At 65.2% G+C, this 20,187-nt stretch carries 18 protein-coding genes; 4 read left to right on the top strand and 14 right to left on the bottom strand.

All coding sequences use genetic code 11. The annotated features are described in order from the left end of the window. Nucleotides 1-3: 3 nt before the first annotated feature. The 3 genes from BOO69_RS20630 to BOO69_RS20620 all read right to left on the bottom strand — a co-directional run bounded on the left by BOO69_RS20630 (nucleotide 4) and on the right by BOO69_RS20620 (nucleotide 4,122). The gene (locus BOO69_RS20630; protein ID WP_335743946.1) at nucleotides 4-657 is read right to left on the bottom strand and encodes a response regulator transcription factor; all 654 of its coding nucleotides are present in this window, start codon (nucleotides 655-657) and stop codon (nucleotides 4-6) included. Further along, the gene (locus BOO69_RS20625; protein WP_071974248.1) at nucleotides 654-2,774 is read right to left on the bottom strand and encodes an ATP-binding protein; all 2,121 of its coding nucleotides are present in this window, start codon (nucleotides 2,772-2,774) and stop codon (nucleotides 654-656) included. The genes BOO69_RS20630 and BOO69_RS20625 overlap by 4 nt, the downstream gene beginning before the upstream one ends. Nucleotides 2,775-2,904: 130 nt before the next feature. Next, nucleotides 2,905-4,122, bottom strand: a complete 1,218-nt coding sequence (locus tag BOO69_RS20620) for a surface lipoprotein assembly modifier (RefSeq protein ID WP_156875016.1) — start codon at nucleotides 4,120-4,122, stop codon at nucleotides 2,905-2,907. 335 nt (nucleotides 4,123-4,457) lie between these two features. On the opposite strand from BOO69_RS20620, the gene hemF reads away from it, so the two are divergent. Beyond that, nucleotides 4,458-5,339, top strand: coding sequence for an oxygen-dependent coproporphyrinogen oxidase (hemF, locus tag BOO69_RS20615; RefSeq protein ID WP_071974246.1), 882 nt, complete (start codon nucleotides 4,458-4,460; stop codon nucleotides 5,337-5,339). Nucleotides 5,340-5,354: 15 nt separating this feature from the next. On the opposite strand, the gene BOO69_RS20610 is transcribed toward hemF, so the two are convergent. From BOO69_RS20610 to BOO69_RS20575, 8 genes are all read right to left on the bottom strand, one after another. Continuing rightward, complete coding sequence (locus BOO69_RS20610; protein ID WP_071974245.1) at nucleotides 5,355-6,317, bottom strand: ABC transporter ATP-binding protein; 963 nt, start codon at nucleotides 6,315-6,317, stop codon at nucleotides 5,355-5,357. Then, nucleotides 6,317-7,297 carry an ABC transporter ATP-binding protein gene (locus BOO69_RS20605; protein ID WP_071974244.1) on the bottom strand — a complete coding sequence of 327 codons (981 nt, stop codon included), beginning with the start codon at nucleotides 7,295-7,297 and terminating at the stop codon, nucleotides 6,317-6,319. Before BOO69_RS20605 ends, BOO69_RS20610 begins: the two co-directional genes overlap by 1 nt. Next, the gene (locus BOO69_RS20600; RefSeq protein ID WP_071974243.1) at nucleotides 7,294-7,707 is read right to left on the bottom strand and encodes a hypothetical protein; all 414 of its coding nucleotides are present in this window, start codon (nucleotides 7,705-7,707) and stop codon (nucleotides 7,294-7,296) included. The genes BOO69_RS20605 and BOO69_RS20600 overlap by 4 nt, the downstream gene beginning before the upstream one ends. Beyond that, on the bottom strand, nucleotides 7,707-8,669 hold the full coding sequence (locus tag BOO69_RS20595) for an ABC transporter permease (RefSeq protein WP_071974242.1): 963 nt from the start codon (nucleotides 8,667-8,669) through the stop codon (nucleotides 7,707-7,709). The genes BOO69_RS20600 and BOO69_RS20595 overlap by 1 nt, the downstream gene beginning before the upstream one ends. Before the next feature lies 1 nt (nucleotide 8,670). Continuing rightward, nucleotides 8,671-9,651 (bottom strand): ABC transporter permease, encoded by a 981-nt coding sequence (locus tag BOO69_RS20590; protein ID WP_071974241.1) that lies wholly within the window; start codon nucleotides 9,649-9,651, stop codon nucleotides 8,671-8,673. Between the two features lie 85 nt (nucleotides 9,652-9,736). Continuing rightward, nucleotides 9,737-11,302, bottom strand: coding sequence for an ABC transporter substrate-binding protein (locus tag BOO69_RS20585; RefSeq protein ID WP_071974240.1), 1,566 nt, complete (start codon nucleotides 11,300-11,302; stop codon nucleotides 9,737-9,739). Between the two features lie 187 nt (nucleotides 11,303-11,489). After that, a complete protein-coding gene (locus BOO69_RS20580; protein WP_071974239.1) occupies nucleotides 11,490-13,070 on the bottom strand; it encodes an ABC transporter substrate-binding protein in 1,581 nt (526 codons plus the stop codon). An 86-nt stretch (nucleotides 13,071-13,156) separates the two neighbouring features. Beyond that, complete coding sequence (locus BOO69_RS20575) at nucleotides 13,157-14,041, bottom strand: helix-turn-helix domain-containing protein (protein ID WP_071974238.1); 885 nt, start codon at nucleotides 14,039-14,041, stop codon at nucleotides 13,157-13,159. A 152-nt stretch (nucleotides 14,042-14,193) separates the two neighbouring features. On the opposite strand from BOO69_RS20575, the gene pobA reads away from it, so the two are divergent. Further along, nucleotides 14,194-15,366 (top strand): 4-hydroxybenzoate 3-monooxygenase, encoded by a 1,173-nt coding sequence (gene pobA, locus BOO69_RS20570; RefSeq protein WP_216637032.1) that lies wholly within the window; start codon nucleotides 14,194-14,196, stop codon nucleotides 15,364-15,366. A gap of 74 nt (nucleotides 15,367-15,440) precedes the next feature. Further along, nucleotides 15,441-16,538: a M24 family metallopeptidase gene (locus BOO69_RS20565; RefSeq protein ID WP_071974236.1), complete on the top strand. Its 1,098-nt coding sequence runs from the start codon at nucleotides 15,441-15,443 to the stop codon at nucleotides 16,536-16,538. Nucleotides 16,539-16,541: 3 nt separating this feature from the next. Here BOO69_RS20565 and BOO69_RS20560 read toward each other — a convergent pair whose 3' ends face one another. The 3 genes from BOO69_RS20560 to BOO69_RS20550 form a co-directional block, all read right to left on the bottom strand. After that, nucleotides 16,542-17,468 carry a 3-hydroxyacyl-CoA dehydrogenase NAD-binding domain-containing protein gene (locus BOO69_RS20560; RefSeq protein ID WP_071974235.1) on the bottom strand — a complete coding sequence of 309 codons (927 nt, stop codon included), beginning with the start codon at nucleotides 17,466-17,468 and terminating at the stop codon, nucleotides 16,542-16,544. Further along, nucleotides 17,465-18,529: an MBL fold metallo-hydrolase gene (locus BOO69_RS20555; RefSeq protein WP_071974234.1), complete on the bottom strand. Its 1,065-nt coding sequence runs from the start codon at nucleotides 18,527-18,529 to the stop codon at nucleotides 17,465-17,467. Before BOO69_RS20555 ends, BOO69_RS20560 begins: the two co-directional genes overlap by 4 nt. 65 nt (nucleotides 18,530-18,594) lie before the next feature. Continuing rightward, on the bottom strand, nucleotides 18,595-19,356 hold the full coding sequence (locus BOO69_RS20550) for an IclR family transcriptional regulator domain-containing protein (RefSeq protein ID WP_071974233.1): 762 nt from the start codon (nucleotides 19,354-19,356) through the stop codon (nucleotides 18,595-18,597). Between the two features lie 105 nt (nucleotides 19,357-19,461). Between BOO69_RS20550 and BOO69_RS20545 the strand changes: the two genes are divergently transcribed. After that, nucleotides 19,462-20,181 (top strand): 3-oxoacid CoA-transferase subunit A, encoded by a 720-nt coding sequence (locus BOO69_RS20545; protein WP_071974232.1) that lies wholly within the window; start codon nucleotides 19,462-19,464, stop codon nucleotides 20,179-20,181. Nucleotides 20,182-20,187: the final 6 nt, after the last annotated feature.

The following is a 20,187-nucleotide window of genomic DNA, read 5'->3' as shown; positions in this document are numbered from 1 at the left end:
GGGTCAGCGGGGCCGATCCCCGGTCAGCAGCCCCAGCCGCGCCGCCTGGTATGCGGCTTCGGCCCGGCTGGAAATGTTGAGCTTGCGATAGATCGACTTGATGTGGCTCGATACCGTGCTTGGCGCGAGTTCCAGTGCGCCCGCCACGTCGGAAACCCTCAGCCCGCGGCCGACCAGCGACAGCACCTCCGCCTCGCGCCGGGTCAGCGCCGCGGCATCGTCGACATTGGGGCCGGTCTGGCGGAAATGGTCCATCACCCGGCGGGCAATGGCGGGCGACAGCGGCGGCGTTCCGTTCGGGATCTGCCGCAGGTGGCTGGCGATCAGGTCCGGCGGATCGCTCTTGAGCAGGTAGCCCTGGGCGCCGGCCGACAGGGCGGCCACGATGGCGCTGTCGCTGCCCATCGCCGTGGTGACGATGGCGGTCACCGCATCCTGGGTCTGGTCGAGCTTGCGCAGGACGCCGTAACCGTCACCGTCGGGCAGCTGCAAATCCACCAGCGCGAGGTCGAACTGGTGCCGCTCGCAGAGGTTGAAGGCGGTGCGTACGTCAGGCGCTTCCATGATCTCGGCCCCGGCGAAGATCTCCGTCAGGATACCGGTCATGAAGGCCCGGCTCTGGGCCACATCCTCCACGATGAGTATCTTTTCGATCACATCGCCGCCTGCGCCATTTCGGAACGGGTGTACACGTCGAGCGGCAGGCTCATCTGCGTGCTCATGCCCTGGGGCAACCGGCGAAACCGGATCGTGCCGCCGATGGTCCTGACGCGTTCTTCCATGTTGTCCAGCCCTGCCCCTCTCTGCACGTCGGCGGTATCGAACCCCGTGCCATTATCGAGAAATTCGAGGTGCAGCATATCCTCTGATAAGGTGAGGCTGACCGTGACCTCGGTCGCGCTCGCGTGCTTGATGATGTTGCTGGTGATCTCGCGGGTCAGCGATCGCAGCGTGTTGACCAGAAGGAAGGGAACCTGCGTCTCGGACACGGTGGACAGATCTTCGAGGGACGCGGCAGGCCAGTTCAGGCTGATGCCATGCACTTCGAGCCGGTCGGCCATTTCAGCCCGGATATCCGCCGTGGTGTCCGACAGACGGTAATTCGACCGGAACCCATCGCTGATGATCTGCCGCAGGTCGGTGAGCGTATCGCGCAGAAGGCCGTCCTTGCGCGACCCTTCGGCGGCATGCAGCGCGCTAAGCAGCTGCGCACCGATGTTGTCATGCACATCACGGCTGATGCGGTCGCGCTCCACGTTGACGCCGCGCTCGTAGGCCAGATGGCTTTCCCGTACCACGCCGTGCATCCGCGCCAGTGTCGCCGCCGCCTGTACGTCCTCCCTGCCGAAAAGCCGCCGTCCGCCGGAGGCATAGCGCAGCCTGCGCCCCGCCATCCCCGTCAGCGCGGGCAGCAGCAACGCCACCCCGTTCTCTGCTATCTCGGGCCGGGCGGGCGCGTCTTCCAGCACCTCGATCTGGGCGGCGGGGGCGAAGGTGTCCTGCAGCAGCGCATTCCAGCGCTCGTTCTGCAGCCGCTGCGTGGGGGCGAGCGCCACGTCGATCACCTCGGGGATCATCGCCGACACCTGCGGCGTGCGCGATCCGAAAAGGCGCACCAGCAGGAGTTGGCGCACCGGGAAATAGAGAAATCCGCCGATCAGCAACGCCAGCGCCAGCGACGCCCAGGGCTGTTCGCGCAGCCAGAGCAGCAGCACAAGGTCGGTCACGAAGATCAGGACCGCCCCAGCCAGCCAGACCCACACGTAATAGGCATAGCGGTCAAGGTCGAAGACGCGCCAGCGTATGATCCCCAGCGCGAGGCCGATGTGCATCAGGTTGAAGAAGCCGAAGGCATAGGCCTGCGGGATGAACCCTTCCTCGGCGATGCCGATGGCCGGGGGCAGAACCGACAGGGACACGAACAGCGACACGCCCACCAGCGAAAACAGGAAGAACCAGCGCAGACCGGCCCGGCTGAGCGGATCGCGCCGCGAGCGCCACCACTGCGCCACGCCAAAGACCAGTGCGAGGAGCGTCTGCGTCGGCACGATCAGGTTCAGCCAGATGTCGGTGCCGACATAGGCAAGGTCCAGCACGATCCCGATGCCGAACACCACCAGCGGCACCAGCAGCCAGCGCGGATGGAACAGCGGCTTCGGGTACATCAGGAACAGCCCGACCAGCGCGATTCCAAAGGAACCGGCCCCGAAATGGTTGATCTGCGAGAGCAGCTTGAACGTGTCACCCGGCAGCGCGATCTGCCGTGTCGAGTAGACCGATGCCGCCATCGCGAAGACGGGCACGAACAGCCCGGTCAATGCGAACATCCGCGCGCCCCAGTCGTCGCGCCGCAAGGCCATCACCCATCCCGCCACCAGAAGCGCGAGGATCCCGACGCCCTGCTGGAACCAGAAGGGAAACGGCAGATCGGCGATCTCGCGCGGGCGGGGTGTGAAGGTGGCAGTCTCCGTCGTGCCATCCGGCATGGCATAGGAGACGGTGACCTCGGGGCCGGCCAGCAGGGCGGCGATCCGGTCCTGACGTTCGAAGAAAGCGGTCATCCGGGGATAGGTGCCCAGGTAGTCGGGCTCGCTGATCAGGTCGGTGTCTTCCAGCGTGACGTCGCCGACCACCGTGGGAACGGCCCCTTCCGGAAGATCGATGTAAGGCCGGTCGATGGCCGTCAGCACCGCCGAGGCCGTGAGGACCATGGCGACCACGACGGCTGTCAGCAGGATGGCGGTGGGGGACAGGCGGGCAAGAGGACGGCTCATATGTCAAATCTCACGCGGGTCGGGCCTTTCTCCGGTTTTCACCGCGCACCGTCGCCGGTCTTTTGCCGCACGCGGAACGCTTCGATGTATCGTTATGTTAAACACCCGGAAAAACAACGTTTTTGTGAAGCTAGAATTTTCGGGTCAGCCCAAGCGACAGGTAGCGGTTGGTGTAGTCTGCCAGCGGAATGTTGGACCGGTTGCGTTCGATGCCCAACTGGATCTCGGGTGCAAAGCTGCCGATGCGAAAATCGCGGTGATAGATTCGCAGGTCCACCGCCAGCTTCCGGTCGCTGCGCGCGGCACCGAACAGTCGGCTGACGCCGGTGCGGTCATCCATCTCGCCCCGCAGGGTCAGGCTGGTGATCAGCCCACCATCGAATGCATAAAGCCCGCCGATGTTCACCCCGTGGCGCATCCCGTCCGTGGTCAGTTGCGCGCTGTCGTTCTTTTCGATGAACCCGGCAAGGGACAGCTGCGCGTTGCCGCCGATGGCATGGGAATACCCGACCGATACGAATGTCCGGTCGATATCCGCCAGCCCGCGCCTGCGGAAGGTGCGTGACAGTTCGCCCCCCAGCCGCAGGGTGCCGGCAGTGCCCACCCGTAGCGCGTGATTGAGATATATCCCGACGGTTTCCGAATAGGGCCGGTCGGCCGACCGTCGCGTCCCCAGAAGCAGGCCGCCGTCCCAGTACCGCTGCGCAGGCGTGGTGTAGGACAGGCCCGCGCGCCCGGTGAGAATGTAATCCCGCAACGCGACTTCCGGATTGTGCTTGAGGTAGGCATCGAGCGACAGACGCGCCTTCAGCCCTTCGCCGATGGTCGGGGCGTAGCTGAAACCCGTGGTGACGATGGTACTGACCGTGGCCTTGCCGATGGCGGTTTCATCCAGCGTCAGGGGCAATCCGCCGATCACCAGAACGCGGTCCTCCGTCTGCTTCGTGCCGTTCGATTCGGGGCGGATGTTCAGGCCGAAGTAGCCCGACCAGACCTGCCGCGCTTCGATGGCGCCGATCATGCGGTTGACCACCTCGCGTTCCTGCGCGGTCAGGTCCGCCCCGCGCAGTTGCTCCAGATGGAACTTGGCCCGACCGTCCTGGCCAAGACGGAACAGAGCCAGGGCAAGTTCGAAGCGGTATTTCTTGTTGCGCGGTTCTGCGGAAACGAGCCGCTCGACCAGCGGGAGCGCCCCGGCGTGGTCGCCCGCCTGCACGAGACCGATGGCGGTCATCCACGTCTCGTCGACCGACTGCTGCGATCGCGCCGGGGCGGCAACCAGCATCAAGGCGAGGGCAAGGACGGCGATCAGCCCGCCGATGGGCGAAAGGGGACGCGACGCGGTCACGCGCAGACCCCGAAGCACGGTCGTGTGATCCGGCTGTTCTCGAGATCTGCAAAGCACACAGGTGACCCCCAAATACCGGGCGGCGGACCGTCGCCCCGACACATCGCCGCATTCGTCGTGCGGCAGGTTTCGTTTTTGGCGAAATCGGCGCCGGGTTCACTCCCCTCAACAGGGGAGGCGCGATCGCTAAGCGTTTGAAAAATCGTGCCCGGTGATAACAAGGGCAGGACAGTTTTCCCCGGCCCCGCCGGTTTTGCGGCCCGCGAGGGCGCACATACGGTTTCCTCGCGCGGCGCGTCGGGATAGTCAGGGGGAAACGGATCGGGAAAGACCATATGACAGACGACTTCGAAGCCCAGAAGACCCAGGCCGCGTCCTGGTTTCGCCAGTTGCGCGACGACATCGTGCAGGCTTTCCACGATCTCGAAGCGCGACAGCCTGGAGAAGGCCCTGCCGGCACATTCGAGGTGCGCGCCACCAGCCGCACGGCCGAGGACGGGTCCGATGCCGGCGGCGGCGAGATGAGCGTGATGCGCGGCGGCCGCGTGTTCGAGAAGGTGGGCGTCAACATCTCCACCGTCTTCGGCACGCTGGGGGACCGCGCGCAGGCGGCGATGGCCGCGCGCAAGGGTCTTCCCGGCATGAAGGAAGATCCGCGTTTCTGGGCCTCCGGCATCAGCCTCGTGGCGCATATGCAGAACCCGCACGCCCCGGCCGTCCACATGAACACCCGCATGTTCTGGACACCGCACGCCTGGTGGTTCGGCGGCGGCGCCGACCTGAACCCCTGTATCGAATACGACGCGGACACGGCCCATTTCCATGCCGAGATGAAGCGCGCCTGCGATCCCCACGGCCCCACGCTCTACGATGAGCTGAAAGCCTGGGCGGACGAGTACTTCTACATTCCACACCGCAAGCGGGCGCGCGGTGTCGGCGGCATCTTCTACGACGACCGCAACACCGGCGACTGGGACGCGGATTTCAGGCTGACCCAGGACGTGGGCGCGGCGTTCCTGCCCGCCTTTGTCCCGCTGGTGGACAAGCGCCGTGAAACGCCGTGGGACGACGCGGACAAGGACACGCAATTGCGCCACCGGGGGCTCTATGCGGAATACAACCTTGTCTATGACCGCGGCACCAAGTTCGGCCTTGAAACCGGGCATGACCCGGACGCCGTCCTGATGAGCCTGCCGCCGCTGGCGAAGTGGTACTGACCCGCTTTCCGGTCCCTATTCAGCCATGTGGCAGGCGACCCGCGCACCGCGCAGACGTCGCATTTCGGGTCGTTCCTTGCGGCAGATATCCTCCGCCAGCGGGCAGCGCGGGTGATACGCGCAGCCCGGCGGCGGGTTGATCGGATCGGGGATCTCGCCCTTGGGCGGGTCAACCTCGCGGCCGAATTCGCCCAGCTTCGGCGCGGCTTCCAGCAGCATCTGGGTATAGGGGTGCTTGGGGTCGTCGAACAGCTCGCCCGGCGCGGCCTCTTCGACAAGCCGCCCGAGGTACAGCACGCCGACCTTGTCCGAGATATGCTGCACGACGGTCAGGTCGTGGCTGATGAACAGGTACGTCAGCCCGAGATCGTCCTTGAGATCGCTCATCAGGTTCAGCACCTGCGCCTGCACCGAAACGTCGAGCGCCGACGTCGGCTCGTCACAGACGATCAGCTTCGGCTCTGACGCGAGCGCGCGCGCAATGCAGATACGCTGGCGCTGTCCGCCGGAGAATTCGTGCGGGAACTTGCCCGCATCGCGGGCCGAAAGCCCGACCTGTTCCAGCAGCTTCTCGGCCATCCCCTTGGTATTCCCCCCGCGCGCGGCGACGGGTTCGACGATGATGTCGCGCACGCGCCAGCGCGGGTTCAGCGAGGCGTAGGGATCTTGAAAGATCATCTGGATATCGGCACGCACCGCATCGACCCGCGCAGCATCGCGTTCACGGGCGAGGTCGACATCGCGGATCCTGACCGACCCCTGGGAGGGCGGGAGCAGCCCGACAAGGATCTTGCCGATCGTGGACTTGCCCGAGCCGCTTTCGCCGACCAGCGCGTAGACGCTGCGCTCCTCGATGTCGAAACTGACATCGCTGACGGCGGTCAGAAAGGCCTTTTCCCGGCGTTCGATCACCCGGTTGAGCCATGGTTTGGACACGTCGAAGATGCGCGTCAGGTTTGCGACGGAAACCAGTGCCATCATGCCACCTTTGCGTCATGGGGCAGCGGGAACCAGCAGGCGGCACCGTTTCCGTCCGCCAGGGTGGGGCCGGGATCGGCGCTGCACTTGTCCTGCGCATAGGGACAGCGGGGGTGAAAGGCGCAGCCCGACGGCAGCGCATCGAGCCGGGGCATGGCACCGGGAATTTGGTGCAGCCGCTTCTGCCCCCGAGAGGCCAGCGGCGTCGAGCCCATCAGCCCGTCTGTATAGGGATGCCGCGGCGTGGTCAGCACGTCACGCACGGGGCCGAGCTCCGCCAGCTTGCCCGCATACATCACCGCCACGCGGTCCGCCGCCTCGGCGATGACACCCATGTCGTGGGTGATGAGCATCACGGCGGTGCCCCGTTCGCGGCAGAGAGATTTCAGCAGCGCGATGATCTGCGCCTGCACCGACACGTCCAGCGCGGTCGTCGGCTCGTCCGCGATGATCAGCGACGGCTCTGCACAAAGCGCGAGCGCGATCACCACCCGCTGGCGCATGCCGCCGGAGAATTCGTGCGGATAGGAATTGATCCGGTCCCGCGCGCCGGGAATGCCGACTTCGTCCAGCGCGGCGACGGCACGGCGCTCGGCCTCCGACCGGGACACGTCGAGATGCGCAAGGATCGTTTCGGTCAACTGGTCGCCAATCCGCAGGAGCGGGTTCAGCGAGGTCAGCGGGTCCTGGAACACCATCCCGATCTCCTTGCCGCGCAGACGGCGGATGCCGTCGCCCTTGAGCTGGTCGATGCGGGTGCCATTAACGTGGATTTCACCCTTGGCGATGCGCGCGGGCGGCGACAGCAGACCGATCACGGCATTGCCCGCCATGGACTTGCCTGCACCGGATTCGCCCACGACGCCAAGGATTTCGCCCGGGGCGATATCGTAAGAAACACCGTCAACTGGACGCAGGATACCGTGACGGGTAGGGATTTCGACGGTGAGGTCGCGGATGGAGAGGACGAGTTGGGTCAAAAGCAAGGGTTCCAGACGGGTTTTCGGTCAAAACTTAGAGACTCTTCGATCTTCGCACGAAATTCTTTCTGGTGTTCCAGTGTCGCCTCGAACATCTCGGATATATCGGGCGCGTCGCAGAACTTGTAACCGTTTGGGAGGGAGGTTTGTTCAATCTCAAATGCATCGAGTTCGGCGTCTGGAACCGGAATGTTGCGGCGCACGAAGTCTCTGTGCCGATTGAGCAGATCCCCTAGCCATTCCTGCGCTTCGTTATCCTGCGCACATTGACGCGCATACTTTTCCATTACAGCTGTGAACGCGTAGCTGCAAAGCACTGCGCCACGGTCGTCCATGTGGGGTATTTCTTGGCTTTCTGCGTAGGCTGGCATGCTCAGAACCACGGCTGCAATGGAGACAAAGCGCCTCATCACCGCAACCTCGGGTTCAATGCGTCGCGCAGCCAGTCGCCCAGCAGGTTCACCGACAGCGCCAGCGCCAGCAGCGTCACGGCCGGGAACAGCAGGATCCACCATTCGCCCGAGAACAGGAACCCCTGCCCGATCCGGATCAGCGTGCCCAGCGACGGCTGCGTCGGGGGCGCGCCCACACCGAGGAAGCTCAGCGTTGCCTCGGCGATGATCGCCAGGGCGAGCGAAATCGTGGCAATCACCAGCACCGGCGACAGCACGTTCGGCAGGATGTGCCGGACCATGATCGCGGGCGACCGCCGCCCGATCAGGCGCGCGGCCTGCACGTATTCCTTGTTCTTCTCGACCAGCGTGGCACCCCGCACGACGCGGGCGAACTGCACCCAGTCGGACAGGCCGATCGCGATGATCAGTACCCAGATCGCCATCTGGTCACGGTACTCGACCGGCGTGATCCCCTTGGCGATGCCAAAGATCAGCATGGCCACGAGGATCGCGGGGAAAGTCAGCTGCACGTCGGCGATGCGCATGATGATGGTTTCCGTCCAGCCCCCGACATAGCCGGCCACCAGTCCCAGCGTGATGCCCAGCACCATGGCGAACAGCACCGCCGCCGCGCCCACGAACAGCGAAATTCGCAGCCCGTAGAGGATCGTCGAGAACACGTCGCGGCCCTGATCGTCGGTCCCCAGCCAGAACGTGTCACCCGAAAAGGCGTTCGGCGTCATCGGCGGCGTGAATCCGTTCATCAGGTTCAGGGAGGACGGGTTGAACGGGTCGTAGGGCGCAACCAGCGGCGCGAACACGGCGGCCAGCACCATGATGGTCACGACCGCGAAGCTGAGGATCGCCACCGGCGAGCGCCGGAAAGTATAAAGGAAGTCGCTCTGCAGCGCGAGGCTCAGGCGAGAGGGGTCGCGCACCTTGATCGGGGCGTCGGGGGGCAATTGCGTACCGGTCATGTCAATGCGCCTTTGTCCGGTCGGCCCGCAGGCGCGGGTCGATCGAGAAATAGAGCAGGTCCACGATCAGGTTGATGCCCACGAACATCACCGAGATCAGCATCAGGTAGGCCGCCATCACCGGGATGTCGACAAACTGGATCGCGTTGATGAACAGCAGCCCGACGCCGGGCCACTGGAACACGGTCTCGGTGATTATCGCGAAGGCGATGATGCTGCCCAGTTGCAGGCCCGTCACGGTGATCACCGGCACCAGCGTGTTCTTGAGCGCGTGGCGGAAGTTCACCGCGCGTTCGCGCAGCCCCCGCGCACGGGCGAAACGGATGTAGTCCTGTCGCAGGACCTCCAGCATCTCGGACCGGACCAGCCGCATGATGAGGGTCATCTGGTACAGCCCAAGCGTGATCGAAGGCAGGATCAGCGCCTTGAGGCCGGATTCCGTGAGAAAGCCGGTCGACCAGCCGCCGACCCTGACGGTGTCACCCCGTCCAAAGCTGGGAAGCCAGCCCAGTTCGACCGAGAACAGGTAGATCAGCAGGATCCCGATCAGGAAGGTCGGCAGCGAGACCCCGATCAGCGACAGCGACATGATCGCGTTGGCGGCGAACCCTTCCCGCCTGATGGCGGTGAAGACCCCCAGTCCGATGCCGATCAGGATAGCAAGGAAACCCGACACCGCCGCCAGCTCCAGCGTGGCGGGCGCGCGTTCCAGCAGGATGTCCGAAACGGGACGCCCCTGACGGTAGCTTACGCCGAAATTGCCCTGCACCGCATTGCCGAGGAACTTGACGTATTGCACCGGGAAAGGCTGGTCGAGACCAAGTTGGCTGCGCAGGCGATCGATGTCGGCCTGTGTGCGTTCCTGTCCGAGCATGTTGTCGATGGGGTCGCCGACGAAACGGAACATCGAAAAGGCGACCAGCCCCACGACCAGCAGGACGAGGGCGGATTGGACGATGCGCTGGATCACGAAAGCGAGCATTGAGCGAGTGGACTATCTGTGGCGCCCGAGGTCAAGACGAACGCGGCGGAAACCGCCGAATTGCCGGCAGGTGGCCGCGGTGCGGTCAGTTCACCGTCACCCAACGCAAGATGAAGAAGTTGTCGGGTCTCTGGGTCAGGTCGATGTTTGCCTTGGCACCCCAGATCAGCGGCTGGACGTACAGCGGCACATAGGCCATGTCGTCCTGAACGATGCCCGCGACCTCGTCCAGCATCGCCTGACGCTTGGTCTCGTCGATCTCGGACTGGATCAGCGGCAGCAGTTCATCGATCCGCGCGCTGGAATAGCCGCCGAAGTTCCATGATCCCAGCTTGGCCTCCTCGTCGGGCGTGGCGACGAGGAAACGGATCGGGTGTTCGGCGTCGAAGGTGCCGGGCGACCACCCCAGCAGGAACATGTCGAAGTTGTCGGCCCGCAGTTCGGGCCAGTAGTTCTGCACCGGCATCGCGTCCAGTTTGGCCCGAAGACCAACCTGCGCCAGCATCCCGGTGATCCCCTGGCAGACGGATTCGTCGTTCAGATAACGGTCGTTGGTGCATTTCAGACCAAAGGAGAAACCGTCGGGATACCCCGCTTCGGCCAGAAGCGCGCGGGCCTGTTCCGGGTCGTACGCGGGCCGGGCGGCGTGCGCGTCGCTGTATCCGCGCATCGCGGGACTGACCAGCTGGCTGACCTCTTCGGCATTGCCGCGCATGATGGTCTGAAGGATCGCGGGGACGTTGATGGCATGGGCCACCGCCTGACGCACCCTCGGATCGGCAAAGGGGTTCGCGTCGCTCACTTCGTCCGAAAACTTCAGCGCCCCGGCCTCGTGCGGGAAGCCCAGCATGATGACCCGGGCCTCGATCCCCTGGATCACCTTGACGTCCGGGTTCTGCTTCAGACGTTCGGTGTCCTGGATCGGGACCGGGTTGATGAAATCGATGTCGCCCGACAGCAGCGCGGCGACCGCGGTCGCCGGGTTCTGGATCGGCGTGAGTTCGGCGCGCGTGATGTTGTGGGTGGCCTCGTCCCACCACCCGTCGAAGGGTTCCAGCACCGTGCGAAGGCCCGGCTCTCGTGCGGTCACGCGGAAGGGCCCGGTGCCGTTGGCGTTCAGTGTCGCATGATTGCCCGCTTCCTTGTCGGGGCGGGCGGCGTTGTTGGCCTCGGCCCAGCCACTGTCGAGGATCATCCAGTTCGCGATGCTGTCGGGAAAGATCGGATTGGGGGACGTCGTCATGATATCGACGGTATGCTCGTCCACGACCCTGACCTCGGATACCGGGGCGAACCAGCTCGCGGTGTCGGCCTGTTCGGAACTCGCCCGCTCGTAGGAGAACAGGACGTCCTCGGCGGTGAAGTCGCTGCCATCGTGGAACTTCACTCCTTGGCGCAGGACAAAGCGCCAGCCCTCACCCGCGCCGATCGGTTCCCACGAGACGGCAAGCGCCGGCTCGATCTTCATGTCCCGGTCGCGGCGGACCAGACCCTCGTACACATTGTTCAGAAAACCCAGCACCGGGGTGGAATTGACCGCGTGGGGGTCCATCGTCTGGGGATCGGTCGTCTCGGCCCACCTGAACTCCTCGGCCAGCACGGGTGCTGTCAGCCCGAGGAAAAGCGCGATGGCTGCGATTGGTCTGTGCACGGCTGACACTCCGGTCTGTGGTCGTTCCGCAGCAGGCTAGCGGCTGCACCGCCAGAAGCAATCGGAACTTCGGCGGTTCACGGATGTGTCATGCGACATGGGCGGGGCATCCGGCGGGCATCGTGACGCCGCATCGAAAAAGGGCGACGCCACGGCGCCGCCCCTTGTCCCGTCGTTCTAAGGACGATCAGTTCATGGTGAAGTACTTGACCTTGGGCTGGTCCTCGGGGTCCACCTCGATCCCGACGCTGTCCTTCATGCCCCAGTTCAGCACCTGGTGGTGGATCGGGATGTAGAGGGTCTCGTCCTGCACCACGCGCCAGATTTCCGCGATATCGGCGTTGCGGGCTTCCAGATCCGTGTTCGACGCGAGGCTCTTGATCATGCCGTCCAGCTCGTCGTTGTCGTAGCCGGTGCCGTTCCACGTACCGATGTCATCCTCGCGGCCATGGACCAGAAAGTTGAAGATGTACTCGGAATCGTAGGTCGGCACGCCCCAGCCCAGCATGTAGAAGTCCGTCTTGCCGTCGGTGATGAGCGGGAAGTGCTGCGCTTTGGGCTTGGCATCCAGGTTCACGGTCACGCCGATCTGACCCAGCATGCCGACAGCCGCCTGGCAAATCGCCTCGTCGTTGACGTAACGGTCGTTCGGGCAGTCCAGCCGGATCGAGAACCCGTCGCCGTAGCCGGCCTCTTCCATCAGTTTCTTCGCACCCTCGATGTCCGTGCGGGATTCCGCATCCATCTCCTCGGTCCAGCCGTTGACGAAGGGCGGTGCGATCATGCCGGCGGGCTGCGACTGGCCGCGCATCACGACCTGCTTGATCGCGTCGCGGTTGATGGCCATCGACATCGCCTTGCGCACGCGCGCGTCGGCCAGCGGGTTCTTGCCCTCGACGTTATCGGCTTCGATGTCATCGGCGCCCATGTTCATGCCGAAGAAGATCACCCGGTTCTGGGGCGCCTGCTTGACCACCAGACCGTCCGCGTTGTTGACGCGCTCGAGATCCTGCACCGGCATGTCCTGCAGGAAATCGACCTCGCCCGACAGCAGCGCGGCGACACGGGTCGCAGGGTTCTGGATCGGGGTATAGATGATCTCGGTCACATCCAGCGGGAAATCATCCTTGCCCCAGTAATTCTCGTTCAGGGACATGACGGTCCGCACGTCCTGCTCGCGGCTTTCCAGCTTGTAGGGACCGGTGCCGTTTGCATTGGTGGTGGCGTAGGTCAGTTCGCCTCCCTCGAAGTCCTGCACGTCGACGGTGTCGTTCGCCTCGGTCCAGCCCTTGTCCATGATGAACAGGTTGGTCAGGTTCGACGGCAGGATCGGGTTCGGCCCGTCGGTGACCATCTCGACGGTGTAATCATCCACCGCGCGTACCTCGGTGATCGAGTTGATCAGTTCCTTCATGTCCGAATTCTCGGACTGGGCACGGTTGAAGCTGAACACCACGTCCTCGGCGGTAAAGTCGGCGCCGTCGTGGAATTTCACGCCTTCGCGCAGCTTGAACACCCAGACATTCGGGTCGTCTTCCTTGGGGGCCCATTCGGTGGCCAGCGCCGGTTCGAACGCGCCCGAGATGTCGCGGATGATCAGCGGCTCGTAAATCTGGTGCCGGATCGTGTGCGTCGGCCCTTCGTTCTGGGAATGGGGATCGAGCGTCAGCGCGTCACCCGCGCGCGCCCACCGCAGCGTTTCCGCTTGGGCAAGTGCCGTCGTGGACAGCAGCATGGCGGTTGAAAGCAGCGTGATCGTCTTGGTCATGTTGAACTCCCTGTTTTTCGTCTCGGGACAGTCTTTTTTAATCGCATCCTTTTGGCAACCCTGAATTCCCCGACGGAAATCTGCCCCTAGCTGCCGTGCAGTCTGCGGTAGGTGCCCGGCGTCATCCCCGTGTCCGACCGGAAGCTGCGGCTGAAATATCCCGGATCGGCAAATCCCGCGCGCGCCGCGATATCCGCGATGGAATGGCGCGTGAATTCCAACAGGTGCCGGGCCTCGACAAGGCGGCGTTGCCGGATCAGCGCATTGGGGGTCGTGCCGAGGATGCGGCGGCACAGCCGGTTGAGATGCGGCTTGGAAACACCGACCTCCGCGGCGTAGGACTCCAGCGTCATCGGGCTCGCGAAATGTGCCTCCACCGCCCCGCAAAAGGCCTGCACCTGGCTTTCGTGCAGAGTCTGTTCCTGCGGGGCGGGCAGCGCGCCCAGCGGCTGTGCGGCGGCACGGTCCGCATCGACATAGATCAGCACGAGCCGGAGAATCGTGTCCAGCAGCTCGGCCCGGTCCGGACCGAAATCGCGCATCGCCTCCCTGAGCTGAGCCATCAGCGTCTCGATGGTGTCGAAATGCCGCGCACCCTGCCGTGGCAACATGGCCCCGCCTGCCTCTCCCAGCCGCGACAGGCGCTGTGCGGTGTCCTCCCGCAACAGGGCCGGGCGCAGGGTAATGACATCGCCAAGGATATCCGGCGGAAAGCGGAACCCGTGCGCCACGCCCGGCGGTACCAGCAAGATCACCGGCTCCTGGCTGCGGAAGTTGAGGTCCCCCAGCCGGATGGCGACACCTGGCGTCCGCAGGACAAAGACCTGCGCCAGCTTGCGATGCCGGTGCAAGCGGATCGTCCAGTCATGCTGGCTGCTCCGTTCACGGATCGTCTCGTGATGCACCGGGTCGCTGCGCGTGCCGGCGAGGTATTCGCCGTAAAGCTCGTAGGTCGGAATACGGTCCGGCAACGATTATCCCTTTCCCGCGCGGCAAACGGCGAAAAATCCGCCATCCTGATCGGATAGTACAAAAACTCGCACCTGCTGTCCATTTGCCGGCCGGCCCTCGCGCATATGATGAACGCCACTCATCTGTAGGACACGGAATCATGACCAAGACCATCACGACATCCGTCTGCATCATCGGTTCGGGCCCCGCCGGTCTGCTGCTTTCGCAGCTTCTCGCCAACGAGGAGATCGACACGATTCTGCTCGACCGCAAGGACCGCGCCTATATCGAGGGACGCATCCGCGCCGGCGTACTGGAACAGGGCACGGTCACCGCGCTGGAAGAAGCGGGCGCCGCCGACCGGCTGCATCGCGAGGGACTGCCGCACGAGGGTTTCGAACTGGCCTTCGACGGCGAAAGGCACCGGATCGACCTTACCGGGCTGACAGGCAAGACGGTCACCGTCTACGGCCAGACCGAGATGACGAAGGACCTGTTCGAAAAGCGCATGCAGCAGGGCCAGCGGTTCTTCTTCAACGTCGATGACGTAAAACCGTCGGATCTGAAGTCGGACCGCCCCAGGGTGCACTTCACGCACGAGGGGCAACACGTCACCGTCGAATGCGACTACATCGCGGGATGCGACGGGTTCCACGGCGTGTCGCGGCAGGCGATCCCGGCGGATGTGCTGCGCACCTACGAACGGGTCTATCCCTTTGGCTGGCTCGGTATTCTTGTGGAAAAGCCCCCGGTCTCGCACGAACTGATCTACGCCAACCATGACCGCGGCTTCGCGCTGGCCTCCATGCGGTCGAACACCCGCAGCCGCTACTACATCCAGTGCGACGCGTCCGACGACGTGGCGGACTGGTCCGACGACCGTTTCTGGGAAGAGTTCGCGACCCGGCTCGGACCGGATGCCGCCGCGAGCCTTCAGACCGGGCCGTCCTTTGAAAAGAGCATCGCGCCGCTGCGGTCCTTCGTGGCGGAGCCGATGCGATACGGCAACCTGTTCCTGGCCGGGGACTCCGCGCATATCGTGCCACCGACCGGGGCCAAGGGGCTGAACCTTGCCGTGGCGGATGTGCGCCTGCTTCACCGGGCCCTGGCGCTGCACTACAGGCACGGCAAGGACGACCTGATCGACGCCTATTCGGAAACCGTCCTGCGCCGGGTCTGGAAGGTCGAACGATTCTCGTGGCAGTTGTCGACGCTGATGCACCAGTTTCCCGAAAACTCCGATTTTGAGAAACGGATGCAGAGAGCGGAATTCGACTATCTGCGCAGTTCTGAGGCCGCCTCGCGCGCGATTGCCGAGAACTACGTCGGCCTGCCGCTGGACTGATCTCCTGCCGGCGGCACCTTGGCAAGCGGGGCGGGATGGGCGAGGTTGGCGCCGACCCATGAAAGGAACCCTGCATGAATTTCGACGCCCGCATCGCCAAACTGACCAGACTGCTTCAGGAACACGACTGCCCCGCCATCGCCGTGGTGCCGGGACCGAACTTCTTCTACCTGACAGGTGTTCGCCTTGGCCTGATGGAACGGCCCACGATCCTGATCGTGACCGCCGCGGGCGCGGTGCATGCCGCGATCCCGGCACTGGAACGCGATATGTGGACAGCGCGGATGCCGCAGGCACAGACCGTGTTCTGGCAGGATGCCGACGGCTACGCCGATGCGCTGGCGACGCTGGCCCGGCAGACCGGCCTGACCTCGCTTGCCGTGGAAAGCGGGCGGATGCGCCAGTTCGAGGCAGCCGCACTCGCCCGCGCCTTCGGCACCGAAATGACGGACGGCAGCGACATCCTGCTGCCGCTGCGCCTGCACAAGGACGAGGGCGAAATCGCGGCCATCGAACAGGTGGTGAAAATCAGCGAGGACGCGCTGACGGTGACGCTGGGCCAGATCGGCGCGGGCCTGTCCGAAACGGAGATCCGCGCGAAACTGCTGATCAACATGCTGGAGCGCGGGGCGGAAGGCGCGGCCTTCGACCTAATCGTGCTGGCCGGTGCGGCGGCGGCGGATTGCCATGGCGTGCCTTCTGCCGATAGGAAGGTGCAGCGCGGCGATGCCCTGCTGTTCGACTTCGGCGCAAAGCTCGACGGCTACAGCGCGGACATCACCCGGACCTATTTCTGCGAGGAAGTCCCCGACGATCACCGCGCCCTCTATGACGCGGTGCTGGAGGCGAACCGGCTTGCCCGCGAGATGTGCCGCCCCGGTGTCACCCCCCACGAGCTGGATACCGCCGTGCAGGATCACCTTGCGGCGGCGGGCTTTGCCGACAACGTCCGGCACAAGGTCGGCCACGGTCTGGGTCTTGACGTGCACGAGGCCCCGCAGCTGATGCGGGGCAACCACGCGCCGCTGGAGCCCGGCATGGTCATCACCATCGAACCGGGCCTTTACCACCCCGGCAAGCTGGGCGTCCGGATCGAGGACGACGTGCTGGTCACGGCGGACGGGTCACGGTCCTTCACCCGGCTCGGACGCGACCCGCAGGTGTTTGGCTGAACCTCAGCCGTCGGCTTTCCGGGCGCGCAACAGCGCAATCAGCGCGGCGTCCCGGTCTTGCTCCAGTTCCGCGATGCTGCGCCCCCCGGCTTCGCGCGCCACTCCGTCTATCAGCGCCGCGCGCACCTCGGGGGTCAGCGCGGGCGTGCCGAGCGATGCCCAGCGGCGTTCCTGGCTGGGGCCCAGATGATCGAGATATCCCGCCATCCCCTGCGGCCCGCCGCCCAGATGATAGGCCATGTGCGCCCCCAGCACCGACCAGCGCAGGCCCGGCCCGTTGGCCAGCGCGGTGTCGATCGCCTCCACGTCCGCGATGCCCTCCTGCACCATGTACACCGCTTCCCGCCAAAGCGCCGAGGCCAGCCGGTTCGCGATATGTCCCGTCGCATCCTTGCGCAGGCGGACCGGCACGCGGCCCACCATGCGGTAGATCGCCTCCGCCCTATCCATCCGGACCGGATCGGTGCCGTAAAGCTCCACCAGCGGGACAAGGTGAGGCGGGTTGAAGGGATGCGCCGTGATCAGCCGGGCGGGCTCCGCCAGCCCCGGCCCGAGGTCCGACCACGTCAGGGCGGACGTGGAGGACGCGATGATCGCCTCCGGGGCCATCGTGGCCTCGATCTCCGCCAGAAGCGCGTGTTTCAGCGGCACGTCCTCCGGCGCGCTCTCCTGGATCAGCGCCGCCCCGGCCACCGCCTCTGCAAGCGTGGCGCAGTGCACGACGTCCTGCGGTCCGCCCTGCCCCGCCGCGATGGCGGACAATTGCGCCGACAAACGCGGCAAGGCCGCCGCCGCGCGGTCCATCGCGGCAGCCTGCGGATCCCATAGCCGCACCGGAAATCCATGGTGGGCGAACAGCGCCGCCCAGGCGGTGCCGATCAGCCCCGCCCCGACGATCGCGATGGGCGGGTGTTCGGCCTCGGCCGTCATCCGGCGGTTCCGGATACCGCGCCGGCCAGAACGTGATAGATGCGGCCCTCGCGGTTCTCGGCCCGGATCTCGCCCCGCCGTACCAGCCGGTTCACATGCGCCAGCGTCTCGGTGAAGGCAAAGCTCATCTGGTGGGGGTCGAGTTCACGGGTGAACAGAACCGGCACCAGATCCGCGATGGATTTCGGCCCCCCCGCGCAGGCGTCCAGCACCCGCTGGCATCTTTCTTGGTGATGCGCTTCAAGCTCCGCGCAGCGCTGGTGCAAGCCGTGAAACGGCCGCCGGTGCCCCGGCAGGACCAGCACATCGTCCGGGATCTCGGTCCGCAGGAACCGCAGGGAACGCAGGAAATGACCCAGCGGATCGCCATTCGCCTCATCGGCGAAGACGCTGATATTGGGCGAAATCTTCTCGATGACCTGATCGGCGGCAAAGAGCAGCGCCTCGTCTTCGCAATACAGCATCACCTGCTCCGCCGCGTGGCCGTCGCCGGTCATGACCCGGAAGGCCCTGCCGCCGATCTCCAGCGTGTCGGGCATGAGCAGCCGCAGGAAGGACTTCGGCAGATCGCCGACCCGGCGCAGGTATTCGTTGCCCTGGATCGCGACCACCCCGGCCGCCTGCTCGGTCATGCCGTGGCTGAGGTAGAAATCGAAGTTGTAGCGCGTCATGCTCTCGTTCGCGCCCTGCGAAATCACCTTGCACCCCATGAAGGTGGAAAAGCTGGTCAGCAAAGGCGCATCGAACCGTTTGCACAGCCAGCCGGCCAACCCGATGTGGTCGGGGTGATAGTGCGTGACGATGACACGCGTGATGCGCGCGCCCTGCAGGGGACCGGCCAAAATGTCTTCCCAGGTCTGCTTGGCGTCCGCCGTCTGGATCCCGGTGTCGATGATGGCCCAGCCTTCGCCGTCGCGGATCAGGTAGATGTTCACATGGTCCAGCCGATAGGGCAGCGGCACACGGGTCCACAGAATGCCGGGCCGCACTTCGACGATCTCACCGAAGGCCGGCATCGTCTCGAACGGAAAGTGCAGCGCGCTCTCGGGATGGTCTGTCATGATGTCTCCTGATGTTGCGCGCAACCTAGAAGCGGTTCGGCGGGGTTGCAACACGGGCCGCCGGATCAGGCCAGCAGGCGGGCGATCCCGGCCTGAACCCGCAGCATCGGCGGCAGACAGGTCTTTGCCATCTCGGCGGGATCATGATGCGTCGCCGCCATGCCCGCGTTCAGCGCGGCCACCACCTTGCCCGCCGCGTCGTGCAGCGGCACCGCGATGGACCGCAGGCCGATCTCGACCTCCTGGTCGACCATGGTGTGGCCCTCCCGCCGCGCCGCGTCGATCCGGGACATGATCTCGTCGGGGTCGGTCAGGCTGAAGGCCGTGCGCGGCGACAGGTCAGAGGCATCGATCACCGCGCGGGCCTGTGCCGCCGGCAGGCCGGCCAGCAGGATCCGTCCCAGCGAGGTGCAATGCGCCGGCAGCCGCGACCCCGGCATCAGCCCGATCGACATGACCCGCTTCTGCGCCGCCCGCGCCAGATAGACGATCTCGGTCTCGTCCAGAACCGCGACCGAACAGCTTTGACCGATCTGTTCGGTCAGCTGGTCCAGCCACGGCTGCACGATCTGCGGCAATTCGAGCGAGGCGATCGCCCCCATCCCCAGCCGCAGGGCGCGGTGCGTGAGCGCAAAGAACTTGCCGTCGTACGCCGCGTAGCCTTCGGCGTGCAAGGTCAGCAGGCACCGCCGGGCCGTCGCCCTGTCCAGCCCGGTCCGCGCCGCGACCGCGCTGATGCTCAGTTTCGGGGCGTCCGCGCCGAAACATTCGATCACCCGCAGACCCTTGGCGAGAGAGGAGATGGTATCGCCGGATTTGTTCGCCATGTGCACAAAGTTATGCACGATCCGAACAAATGTCGATATACGAACAAACCGCTCGAAACCGTGGCGGGGCGCCGCTACACCTGCCGCATCAACCGGAGACCTCTCATGGACAAGACCGTTCCTTCCGTGGCCAACGCGGTCACGCAGATACCCGATGGCGCAACGATCATGATCGGCGGTTTCGGCGGCTCGGGCGCGCCGGTCGAACTGATCCACGCCCTGATCGACCGCTACCGCACCACCGGCAGCCCGTCGGGCCTCACGGTGATCAACAACAACGCCGGAAACGGCGGCATCGGCATCGCCGCGATGATCAAGGCCGGCATGGTGGCCAAGATGATCTGCTCCTTCCCGCGCAGCTCGAACGCCGAAGCCTTCAACGAAAAATACCTCGCGGGCGAGATCGCGCTCGAACTGGTGCCGCAGGGCACGCTGGCGGAACGCATCCGCGCGGCGGGGGCCGGAATACCGGCGTTCTACACGCCCAGCTCCTACGGCACCGAACTGGCCGAGGGCAAACCGACCGAGGAATTCGACGGCAAGATGTACGTGCGCGAACGCTGGCTCAAGGCGGATTTCGCGCTCATCAAGGGACAGATGGGCGATACCGTGGGCAACCTGACCTACCGGATGGCCGGGCGGAACTTCAATCCGCTGATGGCCATGGCCGCGGACGTGACCATCGCGCAGGTCAGCGAGCTGGGCCGCCCCGGCTGCATCGACCCGCAACAGGTCATCACGCCGGGCATCTTCGTCGATGCCGTGGTCGAGGTGGCCGACCCCCAACAGGAAGAAGTGCTGGTACGCGCGGGAGTGGTGCACTGATGGCAG

Source organism: Sulfitobacter alexandrii (genome assembly GCF_001886735.1).
Classification (GTDB): domain Bacteria; phylum Pseudomonadota; class Alphaproteobacteria; order Rhodobacterales; family Rhodobacteraceae; genus Sulfitobacter; species Sulfitobacter alexandrii.
Note: the sequence above shows the minus strand (reverse complement) of the source record. Positions and strands in the feature narration are given on the sequence as shown.